This is a genomic window from Pseudomonas sp. JR33AA (assembly GCF_021378985.1).
GTDB classification, from domain to species: Bacteria; Pseudomonadota; Gammaproteobacteria; order Pseudomonadales; family Pseudomonadaceae; genus Aquipseudomonas; species Aquipseudomonas alloputida.
Genome location: NZ_JAJSAW010000026.1, coordinates 22,997 through 43,679 on the forward strand (window position 1 = coordinate 22,997; position 20,683 = coordinate 43,679).

At 62.5% G+C, this 20,683-nt stretch carries 21 protein-coding genes; 7 read left to right on the forward strand and 14 right to left on the reverse strand.

Annotation, left to right across the window (positions count from 1 at the left end; genetic code table 11):
* Position 1 precedes the first annotated feature (1 nt).
* The 5 genes from LVS58_RS24025 to LVS58_RS24045 all read left to right on the forward strand — a co-directional run bounded on the left by LVS58_RS24025 (position 2) and on the right by LVS58_RS24045 (position 5,263).
* Positions 2–1,021, forward strand: a complete 1,020-nt coding sequence (locus LVS58_RS24025; protein ID WP_233693105.1) for a branched-chain amino acid ABC transporter permease — start codon at positions 2–4, stop codon at positions 1,019–1,021.
* A complete protein-coding gene (locus LVS58_RS24030) occupies positions 1,021–1,773 on the forward strand; it encodes an ABC transporter ATP-binding protein (protein WP_233693106.1) in 753 nt (250 codons plus the stop codon). The genes LVS58_RS24025 and LVS58_RS24030 overlap by 1 nt, the downstream gene beginning before the upstream one ends.
* Positions 1,773–2,468, forward strand: a complete 696-nt coding sequence (locus LVS58_RS24035; protein WP_020192256.1) for an ABC transporter ATP-binding protein — start codon at positions 1,773–1,775, stop codon at positions 2,466–2,468. The genes LVS58_RS24030 and LVS58_RS24035 overlap by 1 nt, the downstream gene beginning before the upstream one ends.
* A gap of 106 nt (positions 2,469–2,574) precedes the next feature.
* Positions 2,575–3,852 (forward strand): Zn-dependent hydrolase, encoded by a 1,278-nt coding sequence (locus LVS58_RS24040; RefSeq protein ID WP_233693107.1) that lies wholly within the window; start codon positions 2,575–2,577, stop codon positions 3,850–3,852.
* A 1-nt stretch (position 3,853) separates the two neighbouring features.
* A complete protein-coding gene (locus tag LVS58_RS24045; protein WP_233693108.1) occupies positions 3,854–5,263 on the forward strand; it encodes an amidase in 1,410 nt (469 codons plus the stop codon).
* A 146-nt stretch (positions 5,264–5,409) separates the two neighbouring features.
* On the opposite strand, the gene thiO is transcribed toward LVS58_RS24045, so the two are convergent.
* Genes thiO through LVS58_RS24070 form a run of 5 tightly spaced genes read right to left on the reverse strand, consistent with a single transcriptional unit; the run spans position 5,410 to position 8,231 of the window.
* Positions 5,410–6,507, reverse strand: coding sequence for a glycine oxidase ThiO (gene thiO / locus LVS58_RS24050; protein WP_233693109.1), 1,098 nt, complete (start codon positions 6,505–6,507; stop codon positions 5,410–5,412).
* 54 nt (positions 6,508–6,561) lie between these two features.
* Positions 6,562–6,951: a type IV pilin protein gene (locus tag LVS58_RS24055; protein WP_233693110.1), complete on the reverse strand. Its 390-nt coding sequence runs from the start codon at positions 6,949–6,951 to the stop codon at positions 6,562–6,564.
* A gap of 1 nt (position 6,952) precedes the next feature.
* Positions 6,953–7,417 carry a hypothetical protein gene (locus LVS58_RS24060; protein ID WP_233693111.1) on the reverse strand — a complete coding sequence of 155 codons (465 nt, stop codon included), beginning with the start codon at positions 7,415–7,417 and terminating at the stop codon, positions 6,953–6,955.
* On the reverse strand, positions 7,414–8,052 hold the full coding sequence (locus LVS58_RS24065) for a PilW family protein (RefSeq protein WP_233693112.1): 639 nt from the start codon (positions 8,050–8,052) through the stop codon (positions 7,414–7,416). Before LVS58_RS24065 ends, LVS58_RS24060 begins: the two co-directional genes overlap by 4 nt.
* Positions 8,049–8,231 carry a prepilin-type N-terminal cleavage/methylation domain-containing protein gene (locus LVS58_RS24070; RefSeq protein WP_233693113.1) on the reverse strand — a complete coding sequence of 61 codons (183 nt, stop codon included), beginning with the start codon at positions 8,229–8,231 and terminating at the stop codon, positions 8,049–8,051. The genes LVS58_RS24065 and LVS58_RS24070 overlap by 4 nt, the downstream gene beginning before the upstream one ends.
* 109 nt (positions 8,232–8,340) lie before the next feature.
* Between LVS58_RS24070 and LVS58_RS24075 the strand changes: the two genes are divergently transcribed.
* Positions 8,341–8,823 (forward strand): GspH/FimT family pseudopilin, encoded by a 483-nt coding sequence (locus LVS58_RS24075; RefSeq protein WP_233693114.1) that lies wholly within the window; start codon positions 8,341–8,343, stop codon positions 8,821–8,823.
* 76 nt (positions 8,824–8,899) lie between these two features.
* On the opposite strand, the gene ispH is transcribed toward LVS58_RS24075, so the two are convergent.
* From ispH to murJ, 6 genes are all read right to left on the reverse strand, one after another.
* Positions 8,900–9,847 carry a 4-hydroxy-3-methylbut-2-enyl diphosphate reductase gene (gene ispH / locus LVS58_RS24080; protein ID WP_233693115.1) on the reverse strand — a complete coding sequence of 316 codons (948 nt, stop codon included), beginning with the start codon at positions 9,845–9,847 and terminating at the stop codon, positions 8,900–8,902.
* A gap of 14 nt (positions 9,848–9,861) precedes the next feature.
* Positions 9,862–10,299: an FKBP-type peptidyl-prolyl cis-trans isomerase gene (fkpB, locus tag LVS58_RS24085; protein WP_003247607.1), complete on the reverse strand. Its 438-nt coding sequence runs from the start codon at positions 10,297–10,299 to the stop codon at positions 9,862–9,864.
* Positions 10,292–10,807, reverse strand: coding sequence for a signal peptidase II (gene lspA, locus LVS58_RS24090; RefSeq protein WP_003247609.1), 516 nt, complete (start codon positions 10,805–10,807; stop codon positions 10,292–10,294). The genes fkpB and lspA overlap by 8 nt, the downstream gene beginning before the upstream one ends.
* On the reverse strand, positions 10,800–13,631 hold the full coding sequence (ileS, locus tag LVS58_RS24095; protein ID WP_233693116.1) for an isoleucine--tRNA ligase: 2,832 nt from the start codon (positions 13,629–13,631) through the stop codon (positions 10,800–10,802). Before ileS ends, lspA begins: the two co-directional genes overlap by 8 nt.
* Positions 13,628–14,578: a bifunctional riboflavin kinase/FAD synthetase gene (gene ribF / locus LVS58_RS24100; protein ID WP_233693117.1), complete on the reverse strand. Its 951-nt coding sequence runs from the start codon at positions 14,576–14,578 to the stop codon at positions 13,628–13,630. The genes ileS and ribF overlap by 4 nt, the downstream gene beginning before the upstream one ends.
* Positions 14,579–14,696: 118 nt before the next feature.
* Positions 14,697–16,235 (reverse strand): murein biosynthesis integral membrane protein MurJ, encoded by a 1,539-nt coding sequence (gene murJ / locus LVS58_RS24105; RefSeq protein WP_233693118.1) that lies wholly within the window; start codon positions 16,233–16,235, stop codon positions 14,697–14,699.
* A gap of 250 nt (positions 16,236–16,485) precedes the next feature.
* On the opposite strand from murJ, the gene rpsT reads away from it, so the two are divergent.
* Complete coding sequence (gene rpsT, locus LVS58_RS24110) at positions 16,486–16,764, forward strand: 30S ribosomal protein S20 (protein WP_003247625.1); 279 nt, start codon at positions 16,486–16,488, stop codon at positions 16,762–16,764.
* Between the two features lie 131 nt (positions 16,765–16,895).
* Here rpsT and LVS58_RS24115 read toward each other — a convergent pair whose 3' ends face one another.
* The 3 genes from LVS58_RS24115 to LVS58_RS24125 are packed head-to-tail and all read right to left on the reverse strand — an operon-like array spanning position 16,896 to position 20,458.
* Complete coding sequence (locus LVS58_RS24115; RefSeq protein WP_233693119.1) at positions 16,896–19,196, reverse strand: PqiB family protein; 2,301 nt, start codon at positions 19,194–19,196, stop codon at positions 16,896–16,898.
* On the reverse strand, positions 19,189–19,812 hold the full coding sequence (locus LVS58_RS24120) for a paraquat-inducible protein A (RefSeq protein ID WP_014589576.1): 624 nt from the start codon (positions 19,810–19,812) through the stop codon (positions 19,189–19,191). The genes LVS58_RS24115 and LVS58_RS24120 overlap by 8 nt, the downstream gene beginning before the upstream one ends.
* Positions 19,799–20,458 (reverse strand): paraquat-inducible protein A, encoded by a 660-nt coding sequence (locus tag LVS58_RS24125; protein WP_020190949.1) that lies wholly within the window; start codon positions 20,456–20,458, stop codon positions 19,799–19,801. Before LVS58_RS24125 ends, LVS58_RS24120 begins: the two co-directional genes overlap by 14 nt.
* Positions 20,459–20,683: the final 225 nt, after the last annotated feature.

Here is a 20,683-nt window from a genome sequence, read left to right on the forward strand (position 1 = left end):
GATGAGCGAGAAAAACCCATTGCCAGTCGCCAAGGGCCGCGCCCCGGCGCTGCTGTCGCTGGTCGTTGCCAGCCTTGTGGCGCTGCCGCTGTTGCTGCCCTCGGCCACCCTGGCCACCGAGATCCTGATCTTTGCCATGGCCGCACTGGCCTGCAACCTGCTGCTCGGCTACACCGGGCTGCTATCGTTCGGCCAGGGCATCTTCTTTGGCGTGGGCGCCTATGGCGCAGCGCTGCTGATGATCCACCTGCAGTGGGGCATGTTCGCCGCGCTGCTTGGCGCAGCTGTGTTCGGCGCCCTCCTCGCGCTGCTGGTGGGCGCACTGGCGATCCGTCGCACGGGCATCTACTTCGTCATGCTGACCCTGGCCTTCAGCCAGATGGCCTACTTCCTGGCCTATACCCTCAGCGGCTGGACCGGCGGTGACAACGGCCTGCTTGATGTGCCACGGCCGAATCTCGAGATCGCCGGCCATGTGCTGGTCGACCTGGCCGATCCGCGGCACTTTTATGTGTTCGTCGCAGTGCTGTTCCTGTTGATCTTCGCCGCAGCCCTGCGGGTGATCCGTTCGCCATTCGGCAGCACCCTGCTGGCTATCCGCGAGAACGAGACCCGCGCCGCCGCCATCGGCTACGACACCCGCCATTTCAAGATTCTGGTGTTCATGCTGTCGGGCGCCATCACCGGCATCGCCGGGGCGCTGTACGCCATGCTGCTGCACTTTGCGCCGCTGTCGAACATCGACCTGATGATGAGCGAGAACATCCTGATCATGACCATCGTCGGCGGCACCGGCTCACTGTTCGGCTCGCTGCTGGGGGCCGGCGCCATCGTACTGCTGGGTGACGTGCTGTCGGAACTTTGGCCACGCTGGCTGATGCTGCTGGGGGTGATCCTGATTCTGGTGGTGGTGTTCATGCGTGGCGGCCTGTGGGGCGGCCTGACCGAACTGGGCAAGCGCCTGCTGGCCTCCCGCAATGCCAATGACAAACCCCAGGCCAAGACCAAGGAGACCCTGTGATGAGCGACTACCTCCTGGAAACCCGCCACCTGGAGCTGGCCTACGGGCCCTTCAAGGCGGTCGCGGGCGTTGACCTCAAAGTGCGAGCCGGCACCATCCACACCATTATCGGCCCCAACGGCGCCGGCAAGACCAGCCTGTTCCACTGCCTGACCGGCGAACGTCAGGCCACTGCCGGCAAGATCCTGTTCAATGGCCAGGACATCATTCGCAAGCCGTCCCACGGGCGGGTGGCGCTTGGCATGGCGCGTTCGTTTCAGCTTACCAGCCTGTTTCAGAACCTTTCAGTGCGCGAGAACCTGCGCCTGGCCGCCCAGGGCCGTGATGGCCTGAGCGCGCTGAACTTTTGGCGCAGCCTCGAGCACAAGCGCAGCCACTGGAACACCGCCGACCAGGTACTGGAGCGCCTGAAACTGAGCGCCCGTGCCGAAACACTGGCTGGCGAGCTGTCGCACGGCCAGCAAAGAGTGCTGGAAGTGGGCATGTCGATCTGCGCCAAGCCCACCCTGCTGATGCTCGACGAACCCACCTCGGGCATGGGCATCGACGACATCCCGGTGATGACTGACCTGATCAGCGACCTTGGCCGCGACCATACCGTGCTACTGATCGAGCACAACATGAGCATTGTCATGTCGATCAGCCAGCGCATCACGGTGATGAGTCACGGCCAGATTCTGGTCGAGGGTACCCCTGAACAGGTGCGTAATGACGAGCGCGTACGCACCGCCTACCTCGGAGAGGCCGCCTGATGCTCAACGTCGATTCGATCCATTCCTACTACGACAAGAGCCATGTGCTCGAAGGTGTCTCGCTCAAGGTCGAGGCAGGCGAACTGGTAACGCTGCTTGGGCGCAACGGTGCAGGCAAGACCACTACCTTGCGCAGCATCCTCGGCATCGTCCGCCCACGACAGGGACAGATCAGCTTCAACGGCCAGCAGTTGGTCGGCCGTGAAATTTTCGATATCGCCCGGCTCGGCATTGCTCTGGTGCCGGAACACCGCGGCATTTTCCGCCAGCTCAGCGTGGAGGAGAACCTGAAGATTGCCGTGCGCAAGGCCAGCCGCTGGCAGCTGGAGGACGTGTACAGCATGTTTCCGCGGCTCAAGGAGCGGCGCCGCAACGGTGGTTTCGCCCTGTCCGGTGGCGAGCAGCAAATGTTGGCCATTGCCCGCGCCCTGCTCAACGGCCCCAGGCTGCTGATCCTCGACGAGCCAACCGAAGGCCTGGCCCCAGTGATTGTCGATGAACTGGTGAAGATCCTGCGAAGGATCAAGGACGAAGGGCTGTCGATCCTGCTGGTAGAGCAGAACCTGATGGTCTGCGATGCCCTTGCTGATCGCCATTATGTCCTGGAGCAGGGCCGCGTCGCTTACCAGGGCAGTGCGGCGCAGTTCCGCGAGGACCCGAGCATCAAGAACCGTTACCTGGCCCTTAGCGCCTGACCCGACCGTGCTTACCTGTACCGGCCCCTGCCAGGCCTTTGTAGGAGCGGGTTCACCCGCGAATAGGCCGGTACAAGCAACCCAGTAATTTCAGGAGAGATGAACCATGAACACCCGCATCGATCCCTCGCAGCACCTGCTTGGCCAAGGCCCGTTGGTCAGCCACGAACGCCTTTGGCAATCGCTGATGGACCTGGCCCGGCTCGGCGCCACTGCCAAGGGCGGTGTATGCCGCCTGGCCCTGACCGACCTCGACCGCCAGGCTCGCGACCTGTTCGTACACTGGTGCAAAGAGGCCGGCTGCACGGTCAGCGTCGACGCCATCGGCAATATCTTCGCACGCCGACCCGGTCGCAACCCTGCCCTGCCACCCATCATGACCGGCAGCCACATCGACACCCAACCCACCGGCGGCAAGTTCGATGGCTGCTACGGCGTCATGGCCGGCCTTGAAGTGATGCGTACGCTCAACGACCTGCACCTGACCACCGAAGCCCCGCTGGAAGTGGTGGTGTGGACCAACGAAGAAGGTTCGCGCTTCCCGCCCTGCATGATGGGCTCGGGCGTGTTTGCCGGTAAGTTCGGCCTGCAGGAAACCCTGGACAAGGTCGATGAACAGGGCCTGTCGGTCGGCGCGGAACTACAGCGCATCGGTTACGCCGGCGTGCGCGTGCCTACCGGGCATGCCGTGGGCGCCTACTTCGAAGCACATATCGAACAAGGCCCGGTGCTGGAAGACCAACGCACCACCATCGGCGTGGTCCAGGGCTGCCTGGGGCAGAAATGGTTCGACCTGGTTCTGACCGGGGTCGAGGCGCATGCCGGTCCCACGCCCATGCACCTGCGCAAGGACGCCTTGGTCGGCGCAGCCGAGGTGGTGGCTGCGGTCAACCGAGTCGCTCACGCGCACCAGCCACATGCCTGCGGCACGGTCGGCTGCCTGACCTTGCACCCAGGCTCGCGCAACGTTATCCCCGGCCAGGTGCACATGACCATCGACCTGCGCCACCTCGACCCTGGGCACCTCGACGCCATGGTCAGCGAAGTGCGCGCAGCCATCGAAACCAGCACGGTGAAACATGGCCTGAGCTATCAGCTGACCCCGACAGCCGACTTCCCGCCGCTGTACTTCGCCGAGTATTGCGTGGAGGCCGTGCGCCAAGGGGCGCGTGCGCTGGGCCTGAGCCACATGGATATCGTCAGCGGCGCCGGTCACGATGCGATCTTCCTCGCTGAACTGGGCCCGGCCGGGATGATCTTCGTGCCATGCGAAGGTGGCATCAGCCACAACGAAATCGAGAATGCCGCGCCCCAGGACCTGGCCGATGGTTGCGACGTCCTGTTGCGCGCCATGTTCCAGGCCGCCAACCCGGGAGCCCGTTGAAATGACCCAGAAAACCGCGATTGGCGAACTCACCGCCGTCGAACTGCTCGAACTGTACCAGCGCCGCCAGTTGTCACCCGTCGAGGTGGTCGACGATGTGCTGGCGCGCATCGACCTGCATAACCCGGCGGTCAACGCCTACTGCCATGTCGACGGCGAAGGTGCCCGCGCCGCCGCCCGTGCCAGCGAACAGCGTTGGCAACGTGGCCAACCCTGTGGTCGACTGGATGGCGTCCCCGCCTCGATCAAGGACCTGACCCTGACCCGCGGCATGCCTACCCGCAAGGGCTCGCGTACTACCTCGGGTACCGGGCCGTGGGAAATCGATGCGCCCTTCAGCGCCTTCATGCGTGAAGCCGGTGCAGTGCTGATAGGCAAGACCACCACGCCGGAGTTCGGCTGGAAAGGCGTGACCGACAACCCGCTTTACGGCATTACCCGCAACCCTTGGGATACCAGGCTGACTGCCGGTGGTTCGTCTGGTGGTGCCGCGGCAGCCGCCGCGCTGAACCTGGGGGTACTGCATCAGGGCAGCGATGCTGGTGGTTCGATTCGCATCCCCTGCGCCTTTACCGGCACCTTCGGCATCAAACCGACCTTCGGCTATGTGCCGCAATGGCCGGCCAGCGCCATGACCGTGCTGTCGCACCTGGGGCCGATGACCCGTACCGTGGACGACTCGGTGCTGATGCTCGACTGCGTCGCGCGCCCCGATGCCCGCGACGGTTTGGCCGGCGCACCCCGGCAGGCGCCGTGGCTCAGCCAGCAGCAAGACCTGAGTGGGCTACGCATCGCCTACAGCGCCAACTTCGGTTACGTGCAGGTCGCCCCACAGATCCAGGCACTGGTGGCACAAGCGGTGCAGCGCCTGGCGCGGCTGGGTGCGCAGGTGGAGGAAGTGGACCCGGGCTTCAGCGACCCGCTGGAAACCTTCAATACCCTGTGGTTTGCCGGTGCGGCGCGGTTGGCAAGTGCCTTGAGCGATGAGCAGAAAGCGGTGCTTGACCCGGGGTTGCGCTGGATTGCCGAACAAGGCGCACAGATCAGCCTTGGCGAATACACCCAGGCGCTAGAGGCACGGGCAGAATTGATTGCGAAGATGAATGCCTTTCATCAGCGATATGACGTGCTGGTATCGCCGATGCTGCCGTTGGTGGCGTTCGAAGCCGGACACAACGTGCCGCCTGGGTCGGGGATGGCGCAATGGATGGAATGGACGCCGTTCAGCTATCCCTTCAACCTGACCCAACAGCCGGCGGCCTCGGTGCCCTGCGGGTTTACCCGCGAGGGGTTGCCGGTGGGCCTGCAGGTGGTGGCCGGGCGCTTTGCCGATGAGCACGTGCTGCGGGTGTGCAAGGTGTATGAGCAGCATTATCCGAACCGGCACTTGCAAGCACCGATTACTGGCTGAAATCTGTGTTGGCTTCTGCGGCCTTTTCGCGGGTGAAACCCGCTCCTACACGCACCGATTACTGGTTGAAATCTGTATTGGCCTCTGCGGCCCTTTCGCGGGTGAACCCGCTCCGTGTAGGAGCGGGTTTACCCGCGAAGAGGCCCTCAGCCCAAACGCCCTTCTGGCGCATACGGCGCCGGGTAGATAATCGGCTCGGCCCCTGTCAGCAAATCGGTAAACAGCTGACACGAAGCCGGCGCCAGCACCAGCCCATTGCGATAATGCCCGCAGTTCAGCCACAACCCTTCATGCCCTGGCACAGGCCCAATGTACGGGATGCCTTCTGGCGACCCCGGCCGCAGCCCCGCCCAGTGCGCCACCACTGTGGCGCCTTCAAGCTCAGGCAACAACTCCACCGCCGATGCCTTCAGGCTTTCCAGCGCATCCCCGGTCGGGGTCTTGTCATACCCGGCGTGTTCCAGCGTGCTGCCCACCAGAATGTGCCCGTCACGTCGCGGGATTGCATAACGTCCCTTGGCCAGCACCATGCTCGGCAAGAAGTCTTCAGCGCACTTGAACAGGATCATCTGGCCCTTCACAGGCTCCACCGGCAGTTCAAGGCCAAGGGTACGCAGCAGGTCGCCACTCCAGGCGCCTGCGCTGAGCACAACCTCATCCGCCGCCAGTACGCCATCAGCTGTCTGTACACCGGCCACGCGCCCCTTTTCCTGCACGAAGCCGGTGATCTGGCAGTGTTCGCGCAAGGTGACGTTTGGCAGCGCCAGCAACGCCGCCTTCAGCGACTTGACCAAGCGTGGGTTGCGCACATTGGCCACGCCAGCCATGTAGATGGCGTGCTTGAAACCGGGGCCCAGCACCGGCACCGCATCGTAGGCCGCCGAAATATCCACGGCACTCAGCGGCCGCTGCTCGCGCGCGGCCCAGGCCAAGGCTTGGGCCTCGTCGTCCAGGTCAAGCCAGTACAGCCCGGTGGTGTGGACTTCGGGGTCGACGCCGGTGCTGGCGAACAGGCGCTCGCCCAGCTGTGGATAAAAGTCCTGCGACCAGTGCGCCAGAGCGGTTACTGCGGGGCTGTAGCGCCACGGGTACAACGGCGAGACAATGCCTCCGCCCGCCCAGGACGACTCTCGGCCCACCTCACCCTGATCGCACACCACCACCTGGCCGACCTTGGCCGCCAGGTTGAATGCCGTCAGCAGGCCGATCACCCCGCCGCCAACCACCACTACTTGCTTGCTCATCTGTCGATCCAACACCTGAAGTAAAACCGCGATGCACCGGGCATCATTGAACCTTCAGCTTCCCCAGCAGTGCGTGCTGTGCTCAACGGCACCCGGATTGCGCTGCACGCCAGCCTGGTCGAGCTGGAAATCGCCACAGCCATCCTGCGCCATAAGCCCATGCGGTAGCCGCCGGGCGCGCAATGTGAAGGTGTCACTGTCGCGCTGGGCCTGCAGGCTGTAGTAGCGGGTACCTTCGGGCAAGGCCAGGTCGCCCTCGGCGTATTGGCCAGTGCGCACGCGGTGGCGCTCCAGGCGCAGGGCAGCATCGTGCAGCAGGCCAACCACTTCGCTGCGCGCGGCTCGCCGAAGCTGGTCGCTGTAACTGGGGTAGGCAATGGCTGCCAGAATGCCGGTCACGGCCAGCACAATCAACAACTCGATCAGGCTCAAGCCTTGCTGCATGTCAGTCTCCTCGCAATCTTTGCCGCCAGGTGATGCGTTGTGTCTGATTGCCGGCCACGGCGTAGACCGCTTCCAGTACATGCCGTGAGCGGCTTCGCTTGCTGACGGCGGTTATCCGGAACAGGCTAACCGGCTGCCCGTCGGGCATGTGCGCGGCACGTTTGCTGACACCCAGGTTCTGTAGCTGGAAAAAGCCGGTCTGGGTACCTTGCCACTGCCCAACCAGATCATGCGGCCTGGGCGGTGGCAGGCACGCGTTACAAGAGTTAGGGGGCGCGCGTTCAAGTTCGCGCACCCCAGCCAGCAAAGTGGCCTCAGCCTCTTCCAGCGCCAGCAGACCATCGCTCAGGTAGCCGGTCATCCGCGTTTCCACCAACGCGTCGCGCAGGGTAGAAGTGGCAAGCAGACCCAGCAGGACGCTGAGCACCAACGCCAACAACAGGACAACACCCCGCTGGCGGTTCATGAAGCCGGCACCGGGTTGCGCAATGCCACGCTCAGCGCATGGTGCTGCTCAAGTTGCAAGGTCGGCTCATACAATGTCAGCTGAAGATCGATCCGCTCTCCAGCCACCTGCACCACACGCAGTTCGCGCACGTGATCGACCAAGGGCTGATTGTGGCCGCGCCGCTCGAAGTAAAGCGTACTTCCAATATGAACATAGCGATGCCGGCTGAAAGGCACGGCCATAAGCGTGTCGCTACCTTGCGCGCGCGCCTTGTGTACCTCCACCGTGTCGATACAGTTTGTCAGCAAGGTCCATTCGGGGTCGCCGGCATACCCTGGCAACTCAGCGACGACCAGACTCAAACTTGACGGGCTGCTCGCCAAGGGCCGGGCAAAGGCCTGCTCCGCACCGAGAACCAGAAAGTCGTCTGGGGTCAGGCGCAGGCAACCGAACATCCCGGCCATGCGGATATCCTGCGCCATGCGCAGCAATGCAAGCCGCGCAGCATCCTGCATGTGCACTGCCGTACTTTGCAGGCGCCAAGTCTGGTGCGCAGACACAAAAAGCTGACTGGCCGCCGCCAGCAGCATCAATCCGATCGCCAGCGCCACCACCATCTCAAGCAATCCAAACCCTGCCTGGCAACGCCTCATCGCCGCCTGCGCTCACGTTCGCTGTGCAGTGCCATCGCCGCCTGTCCATCCCGGCGCGCACTGTCCGCAGCCTGTAACGCCTGCAACTGTATTGCAGCCGTTGCGAACAGGCCTGCAGCCACGACCACGACCGCCAACAACACTTCGAGGAGCGTCATGCCCCATTGTCTTGCGTGCATCCCTGCACCTCCTGCGACTTTTCCCGTCATTGCTTTCAACTTGGGCGACTGGACCGCTTGCCCAACCGCCAGGAAGCTATAGCCAAGCACGTCCAGGGAAGAATGCACGGTGAAGCAACGCGGCGTAACACTGATACAAATGTTGTCGGCCTTGGCCGTGGCGGTCTTGCTGACCCAGCTGGGCATGCCGGCCTACGCCCGAATGAGCGATGACCTGCACAGGGCAGCGGCTGCCCGTGATCTGGCGCAGGCGCTGCGCAGTGCACGCAGCCATGCCGTGCTGCAGGGCCAGCCGGTGCTGGTGCTGGCGCTGGACGGTGATTGGGGGAATGGTTGGCGGGTAGTGCTGGAGCATAACCACCAGATGCTACGCGAACAGCGCCTTTCCAAGCCGCTGAAAATAACCAGCAATCGCGGTGAGCAGTTCAAATTCAGTGCGCTGGGCGTGCCGATGACGTCGGGCAACAGCTGGTTGGGTGCAACACTGGAAATGTGCGAACGCGCCTCTGCTCGCAGCCGATATCAAGTGGCGCTGGCATCAAGCGGCAGAGTCAGGGTGCTTACGGAGGACCGGAGCAATGACCGCTGCTAGCGCGGTCATTGCAGGAACGGTCTTGAGTCGCGCAAGGGCTGCAAAGCAGCCCCTGCATTGGCGGAGGTGCAGCCCGTTAGATCAGCGACCGAACGCGCAGCTCTTTGGGCATTGAAAAGGTGATGTTCTCTTCACGCCCGTCCAGCTCTTCAGCGCCAGTGGCGCCCCAGGCCTTGAGCTGTTCGATCACACCACGCACCAGCACTTCGGGGGCCGAAGCACCGGCGGTGATGCCGATCCGCGCGGCCTGGTCGAACCAGCTGCGTTGCATGTCCTCGGCACCGTCGATCAGGTAGGCCGGGGTGCCCATGCGCTCAGCCAGCTCGCGCAAGCGGTTGGAGTTGGAACTGTTCGGGCTGCCCACCACCAGCACCACGTCGCTCTCGCCGGCCAGTTGCTTGACGGCATCCTGGCGGTTCTGGGTGGCGTAGCAAATGTCATCCTTGCGCGGGCCACCGATGTTCGGGAAGCGCGCACGCAGCCCATCGATGACGCGGCTGGTGTCGTCCATCGACAGGGTTGTCTGGGTGACGAAAGCCAGGTGGTCCGGGTCGCGCACCTGCAGGTTGGCAACATCTTCCTCGTCTTCGACCAGGTAGATGGCGCCGCCGTTGCTGGCATCGTACTGGCCCATGGTGCCTTCGACTTCCGGGTGCCCTTCGTGGCCGATAAGAATGCACTCACGGCCATCGCGGCTGTACTTGGCCACTTCAATGTGAACCTTGGTCACCAGCGGGCAGGTGGCATCGAACACTTTCAGGCCACGGCCAGCAGCTTCCTGGCGCACGGCCTGGGAAACACCGTGGGCACTGAAGATGACGATGACATCGTCCGGCACCTGGTCCAGCTCTTCGACAAAGATGGCGCCACGGTTACGCAAGTCTTCCACCACGAACTTGTTGTGCACCACTTCGTGGCGCACATAGATCGGCGGGCCAAAGACTTCCAGCGCGCGGTTGACGATCTCGATCGCCCGGTCGACCCCGGCGCAAAAGCCGCGAGGGTTGGCGAGTTTGATTTGCATGCTCGGCTCCAGGCTTACAGGGCCTTCACCTCGAGGATCTCCACCTCGAAGGTCAGGGTCTTGCCAGCCAGTGGGTGATTGAAGTCGATGGTGACCTGGTCGTCATCGAACGCTTTGACCACACCCGGCAGCTCGGTGTTGGCGGCGTCGTTGAAGATGATCAGCAGCCCTTCGGACAACTCCATGCCTTCGAAGTTGGACCTCGGCATGACCTGCACGTTCTGCGGGTTAGGCTGGCCGAAGGCGTTCTCCGGGGCAACCACCACGGTGCGCTTGTCACCTGCCTTGAAGCCGAACAGGGCGTTTTCAAAGCCCGGCAGCAGGTTGCCATCACCCACTTTGAAGGTGGCTGGGGCTTTATCGAATGTGCTGTCGACGGTGTCGCCGTTTTCCAGGTGCAGCGCGAAGTGCAGGGTGACTTCGGTGTTCTGGCCGATACGGGTGTCAGTCATGGACCGGATCCTCGGACTTCTTGCTCTTGAACATATCCAGCGCCAGCATCACCGCACCAACGGTGATGGCGCTGTCGGCCACGTTGAAGGCCGGGAAGTAGTGACGGTTCTGCCAGTGCACCAGGATGAAGTCGACCACATGGCCCAGCACGATGCGGTCGTACAGGTTGCCAATCGCCCCACCCAGCACCAGCGCCAGCGCCACGGCCAGCCAGGTCTCGTTGCGCCCCAGGCGCTTGAGCCACACCACCAGCACCGCGCTGACCACCACGGCGATCAGGGCGAACAACCAGCGCTGCCAACCTGCACCATCAGCCAGGAAGCTGAATGCAGCACCGGTGTTGTAGGCCAGGGTCCAGCTGAAGTAGTCGGGAATGACCACAATCTGTTGGTACATGGTCAGGGCGTTGTTGAAGTACAGCTTGGTGGCCTGGTCGATGACCAGGACCAGCAAGCTCAGCCAAAGCCATGCAAGGCGCCCGAAGCGCCCCGCTGCAGGGTTAGGCATAGTGGCGCACCTCACCCTGGCCGCTCAGGTTGTCGACACAACGGCTGCAGATTTCCGGGTGCTCCGGGTGGCTGCCGACATCGGCGCGGAAGTGCCAGCAACGGCCGCACTTGGCGTGGCCGGACTTGACCACTTTCAGCTTGAGGCCTTCGACTTCGGTGGCTACGGCTTCGGCCGGCGCCTGTGCGAACGGCACCACGCTGGCGGCCGAGGTGATCAGCACGAAGCGCAGCTCGTCGCCCAGCTTGCCCAGGTCGGCACTCAGGCCTTCGTCGGCGTACAGGGTCACTTCAGCCTGCAGGTTGCCGCCGATGACCTTGGCGGTGCGCTGGTTTTCCAGCTCCTTGTTCACCGATGCCTTCACTGCCATCACGCGGTCCCAGTAAGCGCGGCCAAGCTCGGTGCCTTCCGGCAGCTCGCTCAGGCCTTGGTACCAGCCGTTGAGCATGACCGACTCGTTGCGCTCGCCCGGCAGGTACTGCCAGATTTCGTCGGCGGTGAATGCCAGGATCGGCGCGATCCAGCGCACCAACGCTTCGCTGATGTGGAACAGCGCGGTCTGGCAGGAACGGCGGGCGACACTGTTGGCGCCGGTGGTGTACTGGCGGTCCTTGATGATGTCGAGGTAGAAGCCGCCCAGCTCCTGTACGCAGAAGTTGTGCACTTTGGAGTAGACGTTCCAGAAACGGTACTCGCTGTAGTGCTCTTCCAGCTCGCGCTGCAGCAGCAGGGTACGGTCAACGGCCCAGCGGTCCAGCGCCAGCATGTCTTCCGAGGCCAGCAGGTCGCGGGCCGGGTCGAAACCGGACAGGTTGGAAAGCAGGAAGCGCGCGGTATTACGGATACGCCGGTAAGCATCGGCGCTGCGCTGCAGGATCTGCTCGGAAACCGCCATTTCACCGGAATAGTCGGTGGCCGAAACCCACAGGCGCAGAATATCGGCACCCAGGGTGTTGTTGACCTTCTCCGGCTCGATGGTGTTACCCAGCGACTTGGACATTTTGCGGCCGTTCTCGTCCACGGTGAAACCGTGGGTCAACAGCTCGCGGTAGGGCGCATGGTTATCGATGGCGCAACCGGTCAGCAACGAAGAGTGGAACCAGCCGCGGTGCTGGTCGGAACCTTCCAGGTACAGATCGGCGCGCGGGCCGGTGGCATGGCCAATGTCGTGCGAGCCACGCAGAACATGCCAGTGGGTGGTGCCCGAGTCGAACCACACGTCGAGGGTGTCGGCGATCTTGTCGTACTGGTCGGCTTCAGCGCCCAGCAGTTCGGCGGCGTCCAGCTTGAACCAGGCCTCGATGCCTTGCTGCTCGACACGTTTGGCCACTTCTTCCATCAGTTCGACAGTGCGCGGATGCAGCTCGCCGGTCTGCTTGTGCAGGAAGAACGGGATCGGCACACCCCAGTTGCGCTGACGCGAGATGCACCAGTCCGGGCGGTTGGCGATCATCGCGTGCAGGCGCGCCTGGCCCCAGGCCGGGACGAACTTGGTGTCTTCGATGGCCTTCAGCGCACGCTCACGCAGCGGCTCGCCGGTGCTCGGCTGCTTGTCCATGCCCACGAACCACTGCGCAGTGGCGCGGTAGATCAGCGGGGTCTTGTGGCGCCAGCAGTGCATGTAGCTGTGGCTGATGGTTTCGGTGTGCATCAGCGCACCGACTTCGCTCAGCTTCTCGACGATGGCCGGATTGGCCTTCCAGATGAACTGGCCGCCGAAGAAGGGCAGCGACTCGACATATACGCCGTTGCTCTGCACCGGGGTAAGGATGTCGTCGTTGACCATGCCGTAGCGCTTGCAGGTGACGAAGTCGTCCTCACCGTAGGCTGGCGAGGAATGCACCACGCCGGTACCGGCGCCCAGCTCGACGTAGTCGGCCAGGTAGATTGGCGACAGGCGATCGTAGAACGGGTGACGGAAGTTGATCAGCTCCAGCGCCGAACCTTGGGCGGTGGCAATGACCGAACCTTCCAGGTTGTAGCGCTTCAGGCACGACTCGACCAGCTCTTCAGCCAGCACCAGCAGGCGCTCGCCGGTGTCGACCAGGGCGTACTTGAATTCCGGGTGGATATTCAGGGCCTGGTTGGCCGGGATGGTCCACGGGGTGGTGGTCCAGATCACGATGGCGGCCGGCTTGGCCAGCGAGGCCAGGCCGAAGGCGGCGGCCAGCTTGGCTTCATCGGCAACCGGGAAGGCCACGTCGATGGTCTGCGACTTCTTGTCGGCGTACTCGACTTCCGCTTCAGCCAGCGCCGAACCGCAATCAAAGCACCAGTTCACCGGCTTCAGGCCCTTGAACACGAAGCCTTGCTTGACCATTTCGGCCAAGGCGCGGATTTCACCGGCCTCGTTGGCAAAGTTCATGGTCTTGTAGGGGTTGTCCCAGTCGCCCAGCACGCCCAGGCGGATGAACTCGGTCTTCTGCCCTTCGATCTGCTCGGCAGCGTACTCGCGGCAGAGCTCGCGGGTACGGTCGGCGGAAAGGTGCTTGCCGTGGGTAACCTCGACCTTGTGCTCGATCGGCAGGCCGTGGCAGTCCCAGCCTGGCACGTACGGCGCATCGAAGCCGGCCAGGGTCTTGGAACGGACGATCATGTCCTTGAGGATCTTGTTCAGCGCATGACCGATGTGAATCTTGCCATTGGCATAGGGCGGGCCGTCGTGCAGGACGAACTTGGGACGATCCTTGCCAATTTCGCGCAGCTTCTGGTACAGGCCAATGCTGTCCCAGCGCTGCAGGATCTGCGGTTCGCGCTGAGGCAGGCCGGCCTTCATGGGGAAGGCGGTGTCCGGAAGGTTAAGCGTGGCTTTGTAGTCGGTCATTTCAGGCTCTTCGTTAGCGGTTGAGCGTGCCAATGTGCACGTGCGGCGGCGATATCCGCATCGATCGCCGACTTCAGCGCCTCCAGGGAGGCGAATCGCTGCTCTTCACGCAGCTTGTGGTGGAACTCCACCGTCAGGCGCCGGCCATAAAGATCGCCGGCAAAGTCCAGAAGATGAATCTCCAGGTGCGGGCGCCCATCACCGGCAACGGTGGGGCGCACGCCGATATTGCCGACACCCGGCCACGCTTTGCCGTCGATCACGATGCTGGCCAGATATACCCCGGACAGCGGCACGCGACGGCGCTTGAGCTGGATGTTGGCGGTTGGTGTGCCGAGCTGGCGGGCCAGCTTCTGGCCGTGCAGCACGCGGCCTGTAATGCGGTACGGGCGGCCCAGCAGGTGTTCGGCCAGCTCGAAGTTGCCCTCGGACAAGGCCTTGCGCACTTCGGTGCTGCTGACTCGCAGGCCGTCCTGGATAACCGTGTTGGCGGCCTCGACGGTAAAACCGTACGCGTCGCCGGCCTCGACCAGGAAAGCAAAGTCGCCAGCGCGGTCGCAGCCGAAGCGGAAGTCATCGCCCACTTCGAGATGACGTACGCCCAGGCCGTCGACCAGGATGGCCTTGACGAAGGCATCGGCACTGAGCTTGCTCAGACGCTGGTTGAACGCCAGGCACAGCACCCGGTCGATGCCTTCGGTCGCCAGCAACTCAATCTTGTCGCGCAGCCGGGCCAGACGCGCCGGCGCGGTATCGGGTGCGAAGTACTCGCGTGGTTGCGGTTCGAAGATCACCACGCAAGTCGGCAGGCCCAAGGCCTGACCGCGCTCGCGCAGGCGCGCCAGGATTGCCTGGTGGCCGCGGTGAACCCCGTCGAAGTTGCCAATGGTGGCGACACAGCCCCGGTGCTCGGGGCGCAGGTTGTGAAGACCTCGAACCAGCTGCATAACGCGCTTCTTGCTCATAAAGTGGCCGATTATAACCACACCCGGGCGCTGGTGACAGGCAGCAGCGCCCAAGGGCGGCGTGGAATGCGAAAAACCGACGCCTGACCCGCCAAAAGCCTCAGTGCAAGGCCTTGCGAGCGAAATGCCGGGGCCTGAAGCCACACAGGTACAGGCAGCCAAAATACGTCACGACGCCCGCCAGGATCAGCGCCCCAAGCCGCAGGAAGCGCTCAAGCATGATGCCCTGCTCCCAGGCCGGCATATAGTGCATGCCCGCCAGCAGTACTGCCGACATCAGCGTCACCGCCAACACGAGCTTGAGCAGGAACACTGCCCAGCCAGGCTGAGGCTCGAACAGCTGCTGACTGCGCAGCTTCCAGAACAGCAAACCGGCATTCAGGCAAGCACCGAGGCTGATCGCCAATGCCAGGCCGGCATGTGCAAGCGGGCCGACCAAGGCAAGGTTGAACAGCTGGGTGCAGACCAGGGTGAAGACGGCGATCTTCACCGGCGTGCGAATATTCTGCTGCGCGTAGAAGCCAGGTGCCAGCACCTTGATCAGAATGATCGCCAGCAAGCCCACGGAATAGGCGATCAACGCCCGCTGGGTCATGGCCGCATCAAACGCGCTGAACTTGCCATATTGAAACAGCGCAACGGTCAGCGGCTCGGCAAGAATGGCCAACGCCAGGGTGCAGGGCAACACCAGCAGGAAGCACAGGCGCAGGCCCCAGTCGAGAATCCGCGAGTACTCCTCGCGGTCCTTGTTGGCGTAGGTCTTGGCCAGGGTCGGCAGCAGGATGGTGCCCAGGGCAACGCCCAGCACACCGGAAGGCAGCTCCATGAGGCGGTCGGCGTAGTACATCCACGACACCGAGCCGGCCACCAGGAAGGAGGCGAAGATAGTGTTGATGATCAGCGAGATCTGGCTCACCGACACCCCCAGGATCGCCGGCAGCATCTGCTTCAGTACCCGCCACACACCCGCGTCCCTGAGGTTCAGGCGCGGCAGCACGAGCATGCCAATCTTCTTCAGCGCTGGCAGCTGATACAGCAACTGCGCCAGGCCACCCGCCAGCACGCCCCAGGCCAACGCCATGATTGGCGGGTTGAAGTACGGCGTCAGCAATACGGCGAAGGCGATCATCGCCACGTTCAGCAACGTGGGCGTGAAGGCCGGCACCGAAAAGCGGTTCCAGGTATTGAGGACCGCCCCGGCCAGGGAAGACAGCGAGATCAGGAATATATAAGGAAACGTCACCCGCAACAGGGCGGTGGTCAGCTCGTATTTTTCGGTGCTGTCGACAAAACCCGGGGCCGTCGCCCACACCACCCACGGTGCAGCGAGGATGCCGATGGCGGTCACCAGGGCCAGCACCAGGGTCAGAAGGCCGCTGACATAGGCAATGAAGGTGCGCGTCGCCTCCTCGCCTTGCTGGGTCTTGTACTCGGCCAGAATCGGTACGAAGGCCTGGGAGAATGCGCCTTCGGCGAAGATGCGCCGCAACAGGTTGGGCAGCTTGAACGCGATGAAGAAGGCATCGGTAGCGACACCGGCACCAAAGATGCGGGCCAGGATGGTGTCGCGAACAAAGCCCAGCACCCGCGAAATCATGGTGATCGAGCTTACTGCAGCCAGGGATTTGAGCAGGTTCATCGAAAAGATTCACGCCAATGACAGAGGACGCTGCCAGACAGCGTCCGAATGTGCGATACTCCCGCGCCTTCGCAGGGGAGCCAAAAATTCCCGAGTGTACAGGTCGCGCAGCAGAAAGGAATCTTTCCCGCTTGTTGGCGCACCGCTCGGCGGAACCTTGCAGGTGGCCTTGACATCCGCTCGACTGATCGGCATGATTCGCGGCCTATTTTGTTTGCTATTTACCTAAAGTCTTTCGAGGAGCTCGACGGTGGCCAACACACCTTCCGCCAAGAAACGTGCAAAACAGGCTGAGAAGCGTCGCAGCCACAACGCCAGCCTGCGTTCCATGGTCCGCACCTACATCAAGAATGTAGTTAAAGCCATTGACGCAAAAGACGCCGAAAAAGCGCAAGCCGCTTACGTTCTGGCTGTACCTGTAATCGACCGTATGGCCGACAAGGGTATCATCCACAAGAACAAGGCTGCTCGTCACAAAGGCCGTCTGAATGGCCACATCAAGGCGCTGAAAGAAGCTGCAGCTGCCTAAGCGACGCGCTAGTCGAAAAACCGACCCTAGGGTCGGTTTTTTGTTGCCTGCGATTTATGCTGGCGGGCACAACTCCATGTGGGTCGCCCCCACAAAAAAGCGGGGCCGCGCGTGGCGGCCCTGCTTTTACATCACTTGGCTATCTGAATCTTCGGCGCCCATTGCAGCCATTCATCCTCGGCCTTTTCGAACAAGGCAAAGGTCTGCTGCGGCCGTGCCGGGTTACCCATCTGCTCGCCATCTGGCGTTGCGAAGGCGATACCGCCATCAATCAGGGTTTCCACCGACTCGGTACGCACTGTAGCGCCCTTGAACAGACCCCAGTCGAAACCGAAACCACTGCTGTTCCAGAAGCGGCTACCGCTGCGCACCAAGGCGGCATAGCGCGGCTCGATGAGGATATGAATCAGCACGCGGTCAGCGCTTTGGCCCAGCTCGAAGCCTGTCACCTTGCCCACCGTAACCTCGCGATAGGTGACCGGCACACCCGGCTTGATCGAGCCGCGGCGTGGCGCACTGAGCGTCAATGGCAGGCCTACCTCTGGCCCTGCTACCTGCGGTGCTTCGGCCAAGGCGATGAAATCGCGCTGTGGACCACGGTTCTTGGTGGCTGGCTGCACTTCCAGGTACTGCCCACCGATCAAGGTGTCCAGGTTTTCAGTGCGCACCAGGCCCAGGGCCGGCTTGACCACCCAGAACTGCGTACCGGCACGGGCAATACGATCCGCCGCTTCGGTAATGCGCGCCCGTAGCAGCACCGCCTGCAGGTCATCGGTCAGGTCGACGCTCTCGATGCTGCCCACATCCAGGCCGCGGAAGCGGATGGCCGTGCCCGGCTTCAGGCCATCGGCACGCTCTACACGGATGGTGATCAACGTACCCGCACGGTTTACCGCTTCCTGGCTGTCATGCAGGCGGAAGCGTGGAATGTGTCGCTTGAGCGGAACATCGAGCCGTGGCGTATCGAACGCAATACCGCCGGCCATCAGCGTTTGCAGCGACTCACTCTTGATCTTGATGCCCGACAGGCCGCCGGTCAGGGTGATCCCACTGACGTTCCAGAAGCGCGACGAACCATTGACCAGCTTCTCGTACTCCTTCTCGATATGCACACCGATCAGGATGCGGTTGCTGTTACGGGCGAACTGATAGCTCTGCACGCTACCCACCTTCACCTGGCGGTACATCACCGGGCTGCCGATTTCCAGCGAACCCAAGGTGTCGGCGAACAACACCATGTGCAGGCCCGGCGCTTTGAGGTCGAGCGGCGGCGCCTTGGCACGCGCCTCGAACTCACGCTCTGGCCGTGCACCCTTCTCACCAGGACGAATGGCGATGTAGTTACCTTTGACCAGTGCTTCCAGGCCAGTGATACCCGCCAGAGAAATCGACGGCTTGACTACCCAGAACTGCGTCCCCTCTACCAGGTAGTCCTCAGTCAGCGGGTCGAGTGTCAGCTCGGCCGAAGCGCTGGCCAGGTTGTCTTCCATCTTCAGGGCTTTTAGCGAGCCCACCTGGATGCCCTTGTACATGACCGGCGTGCGACCCGCCTGCAGGCCTTCATAATCGCTCAGCTTCACTTTTACCCGGATACCGGCCTGGGCTGCATCGAAGTCCTCGTACAGGCGGAACGGCAGGCTCGGATCGGTGGGCGGGCTGTCCTTGCGGTACTCCGGCGTAGCGAAGGCAATACCACCCGCCACAATGCTCGACAACGACTCACTGCGCACCTTCACACCCGAAAGCGAAGCATCGATGCTGACACCGCTGGCGTTCCAGAAACGCGTGTGTTTGCGCACCAGGCTGGCGTACGCCGGCTCGATGAAGACTTTCACCTCGACGGTGTTCTGGTCCTCGGACAGGCGGTAGCTTTTCACCCGGCCAACCTGAATCTGCTTGTAGAACACCGGGCTGTCACGGTTGAGCGAGCCCAGCCTGTCGGCCTTGAGGGTCAAGTGCAGGCCTGGTTCAGAATCCGAGAGCGGTGGCGCCACCTTCAATGCCACAAAGCGCTTGGTACGCTCCCCCTCCCCCGGGCTAACAGCGATGTAGTTACCCGACACCAATGTTTCAAGGCCGGATATACCCGCCAGGCTGACGCTCGGCTTCACCAGCCAGAAACGCGTGCCTTTGTTCAGATGGGGCTCGGCGGCCTTGTTCATCTCGATGGTAGCGATCACCCCCTGCCTGTCGCCCTTGGCATCGAGCACCAGGCTTTTCACCTTGCCAACCGGCATACCTTTGTAGATGACCTCGGTCTTGTTGGCGACGATACCCTCTCCCGACTCGAAGCGGACTTCAATTTCCACGCCAGCGTCGCGGTAGGCCTGCCACGCGAGCCAGCCACCGATCATCAGCGCAATCAAAGGCAGGATCCAGATGGCCGACCAGTTCGAGGCTGGTCGGGTTTTAGCCGTTGGCAGGTCACTCATGGTCGTCATCCGACTCCGTGTTATCCCAAATCAGTCGGGGATCGAAAGTTAAAGCGGCAAGCATTGTCAGGATCACCACAGTTGCGAAGGCGACAGCGCCCAGGTTGGCTTCGACACTGGCTATTCGGCCAAAATTCACCACTGCCACCAGGATGGCAATGACGAAGATATCCAGCATGGACCAGCGCCCAATGAATTCGATGAAGCGGTACATCAATATCCGCTGCCGGGCCGAAAGCGGTTGCCGGCGCTGAACGGAATACAACAGCAAGCCGATGCCCACCAGCTTGAACGTGGGGACCAGGATACTGGCAATGAACACCACAGCCGCAATGGGCACCATGCCATGCTTGAGCAGGGTGATGACACCGGACATGATGGTGTCCGGGCTGCCCTGACCGAGGGTACTCACGGTCATGATCGGCAGTATGTTGGCTGGGATGTAGAGGATCGACGCCGCAATCAGCAACGCCCAGGTGCGCACGATACTGTTCGGCCGGCGTGCATGCACAATAGCGCCGCAGCGTGTGCAGGTTTGCGAAGTGCTGTCTGGCTCTTGCCTGTTCAGCTCGTGACACTCATTGCAGACAACAATGCCTGCGTCAATCGCCCGCATGCAGGTCCTCCCCCGATAGCGCACTCCAGATCTGGTGGGGCGACATCACCACCTCGAGCCACACCTGGATCAATAACAGACTGATGAAACAGAACAGCCCAAGGCCCACAGTCAGTTCGGCCAGGTCCACCAGTTTGACGATGGCCACCAGCACCCCCATGAAATAGACCTCGAGCATGCCCCAGTCACGCAGGTGGTGATAGATGCGGTAGAAGACCAGGCCGTAGTCACGCCCGAAGTTCAAGCGGATGCTCAACAGCACGGCCAGCTGACAGAGCAGCTTCGCCAGCGGAATGACCATGCTACAGAGCAACACCACTACGGCAACACCGCGCATTCCCGAGTTGTACAGGCCTAGCACACCACTCCAGACCGTATCGTCCGAAGTCTGACCCAGCAGGTGCAACTGCATGATCGGCAGGAAATTGGCCGGCACGAACAGCAAAAGGGCCGTCAGTACCAAGGCCAGGCTGCGATTGACCACATTGTGCCGGTGAGCATAGAGCTCGTAGCCGCAGCGCGGGCATTGGGCTTTCTCATCATGCTGCAGCACGGGCTTGCGCAGCAGCAGGTCACATTCATGGCAGGCGACAAGCTCGTCCAACGGCAACTGGGCCAAGGTTTCAGGTTCGACAGAATTGGACATAGGGCGCTTCTGAATAGGTGCGTGATGGCTATTCTAGTGTTCTGGCTCGAATTGTGGGAGGCGGCATTTGCCTGGAGGGTGCGCGCCCCTGCCTGGCGTTGCACCCTTCCTTGTAGGAGCGGGTTTACCCGCGAACACCGGCAAAGCCGGTGCCATCTGCGCTCACAGAGATTCAAACAAGCCCAGGCTTTTTTGCCCACAAAGACAAAACCCCTACCTGCATGT

Bases quoted from the DNA above. Each gene is read 5' to 3' on its own strand.
- LVS58_RS24030 (WP_233693106.1), top strand. From the start codon at position 1,021: ATGAGCGACTACCTCCTGGAAACCCGCCACCTGGAGCTGGCCTACGGG.
- LVS58_RS24120 (WP_014589576.1), bottom strand. From the start codon at position 19,812: ATGCGGGCGATTGACGCAGGCATTGTTGTCTGCAATGAGTGTCACGAG.
- LVS58_RS24125 (WP_020190949.1), bottom strand. From the start codon at position 20,458: ATGTCCAATTCTGTCGAACCTGAAACCTTGGCCCAGTTGCCGTTGGAC.
- thiO (WP_233693109.1), bottom strand. From the start codon at position 6,507: ATGAGCAAGCAAGTAGTGGTGGTTGGCGGCGGGGTGATCGGCCTGCTG.
- ileS (WP_233693116.1), bottom strand. From the start codon at position 13,631: ATGACCGACTACAAAGCCACGCTTAACCTTCCGGACACCGCCTTCCCC.
- ribF (WP_233693117.1), bottom strand. From the start codon at position 14,578: ATGCAGCTGGTTCGAGGTCTTCACAACCTGCGCCCCGAGCACCGGGGC.
- fkpB (WP_003247607.1), bottom strand. From the start codon at position 10,299: ATGACTGACACCCGTATCGGCCAGAACACCGAAGTCACCCTGCACTTC.
- LVS58_RS24065 (WP_233693112.1), bottom strand. From the start codon at position 8,052: ATGAGGCGTTGCCAGGCAGGGTTTGGATTGCTTGAGATGGTGGTGGCG.
- LVS58_RS24070 (WP_233693113.1), bottom strand. From the start codon at position 8,231: ATGCACGCAAGACAATGGGGCATGACGCTCCTCGAAGTGTTGTTGGCG.
- LVS58_RS24040 (WP_233693107.1), top strand. From the start codon at position 2,575: ATGAACACCCGCATCGATCCCTCGCAGCACCTGCTTGGCCAAGGCCCG.
- lspA (WP_003247609.1), bottom strand. From the start codon at position 10,807: ATGCCTAACCCTGCAGCGGGGCGCTTCGGGCGCCTTGCATGGCTTTGG.
- ispH (WP_233693115.1), bottom strand. From the start codon at position 9,847: ATGCAAATCAAACTCGCCAACCCTCGCGGCTTTTGCGCCGGGGTCGAC.
- LVS58_RS24035 (WP_020192256.1), top strand. From the start codon at position 1,773: ATGCTCAACGTCGATTCGATCCATTCCTACTACGACAAGAGCCATGTG.
- LVS58_RS24060 (WP_233693111.1), bottom strand. From the start codon at position 7,417: ATGAACCGCCAGCGGGGTGTTGTCCTGTTGTTGGCGTTGGTGCTCAGC.
- LVS58_RS24055 (WP_233693110.1), bottom strand. From the start codon at position 6,951: ATGCAGCAAGGCTTGAGCCTGATCGAGTTGTTGATTGTGCTGGCCGTG.
- murJ (WP_233693118.1), bottom strand. From the start codon at position 16,235: ATGAACCTGCTCAAATCCCTGGCTGCAGTAAGCTCGATCACCATGATT.
- LVS58_RS24025 (WP_233693105.1), top strand. From the start codon at position 2: ATGAGCGAGAAAAACCCATTGCCAGTCGCCAAGGGCCGCGCCCCGGCG.
- LVS58_RS24115 (WP_233693119.1), bottom strand. From the start codon at position 19,196: ATGAGTGACCTGCCAACGGCTAAAACCCGACCAGCCTCGAACTGGTCG.
- LVS58_RS24045 (WP_233693108.1), top strand. From the start codon at position 3,854: ATGACCCAGAAAACCGCGATTGGCGAACTCACCGCCGTCGAACTGCTC.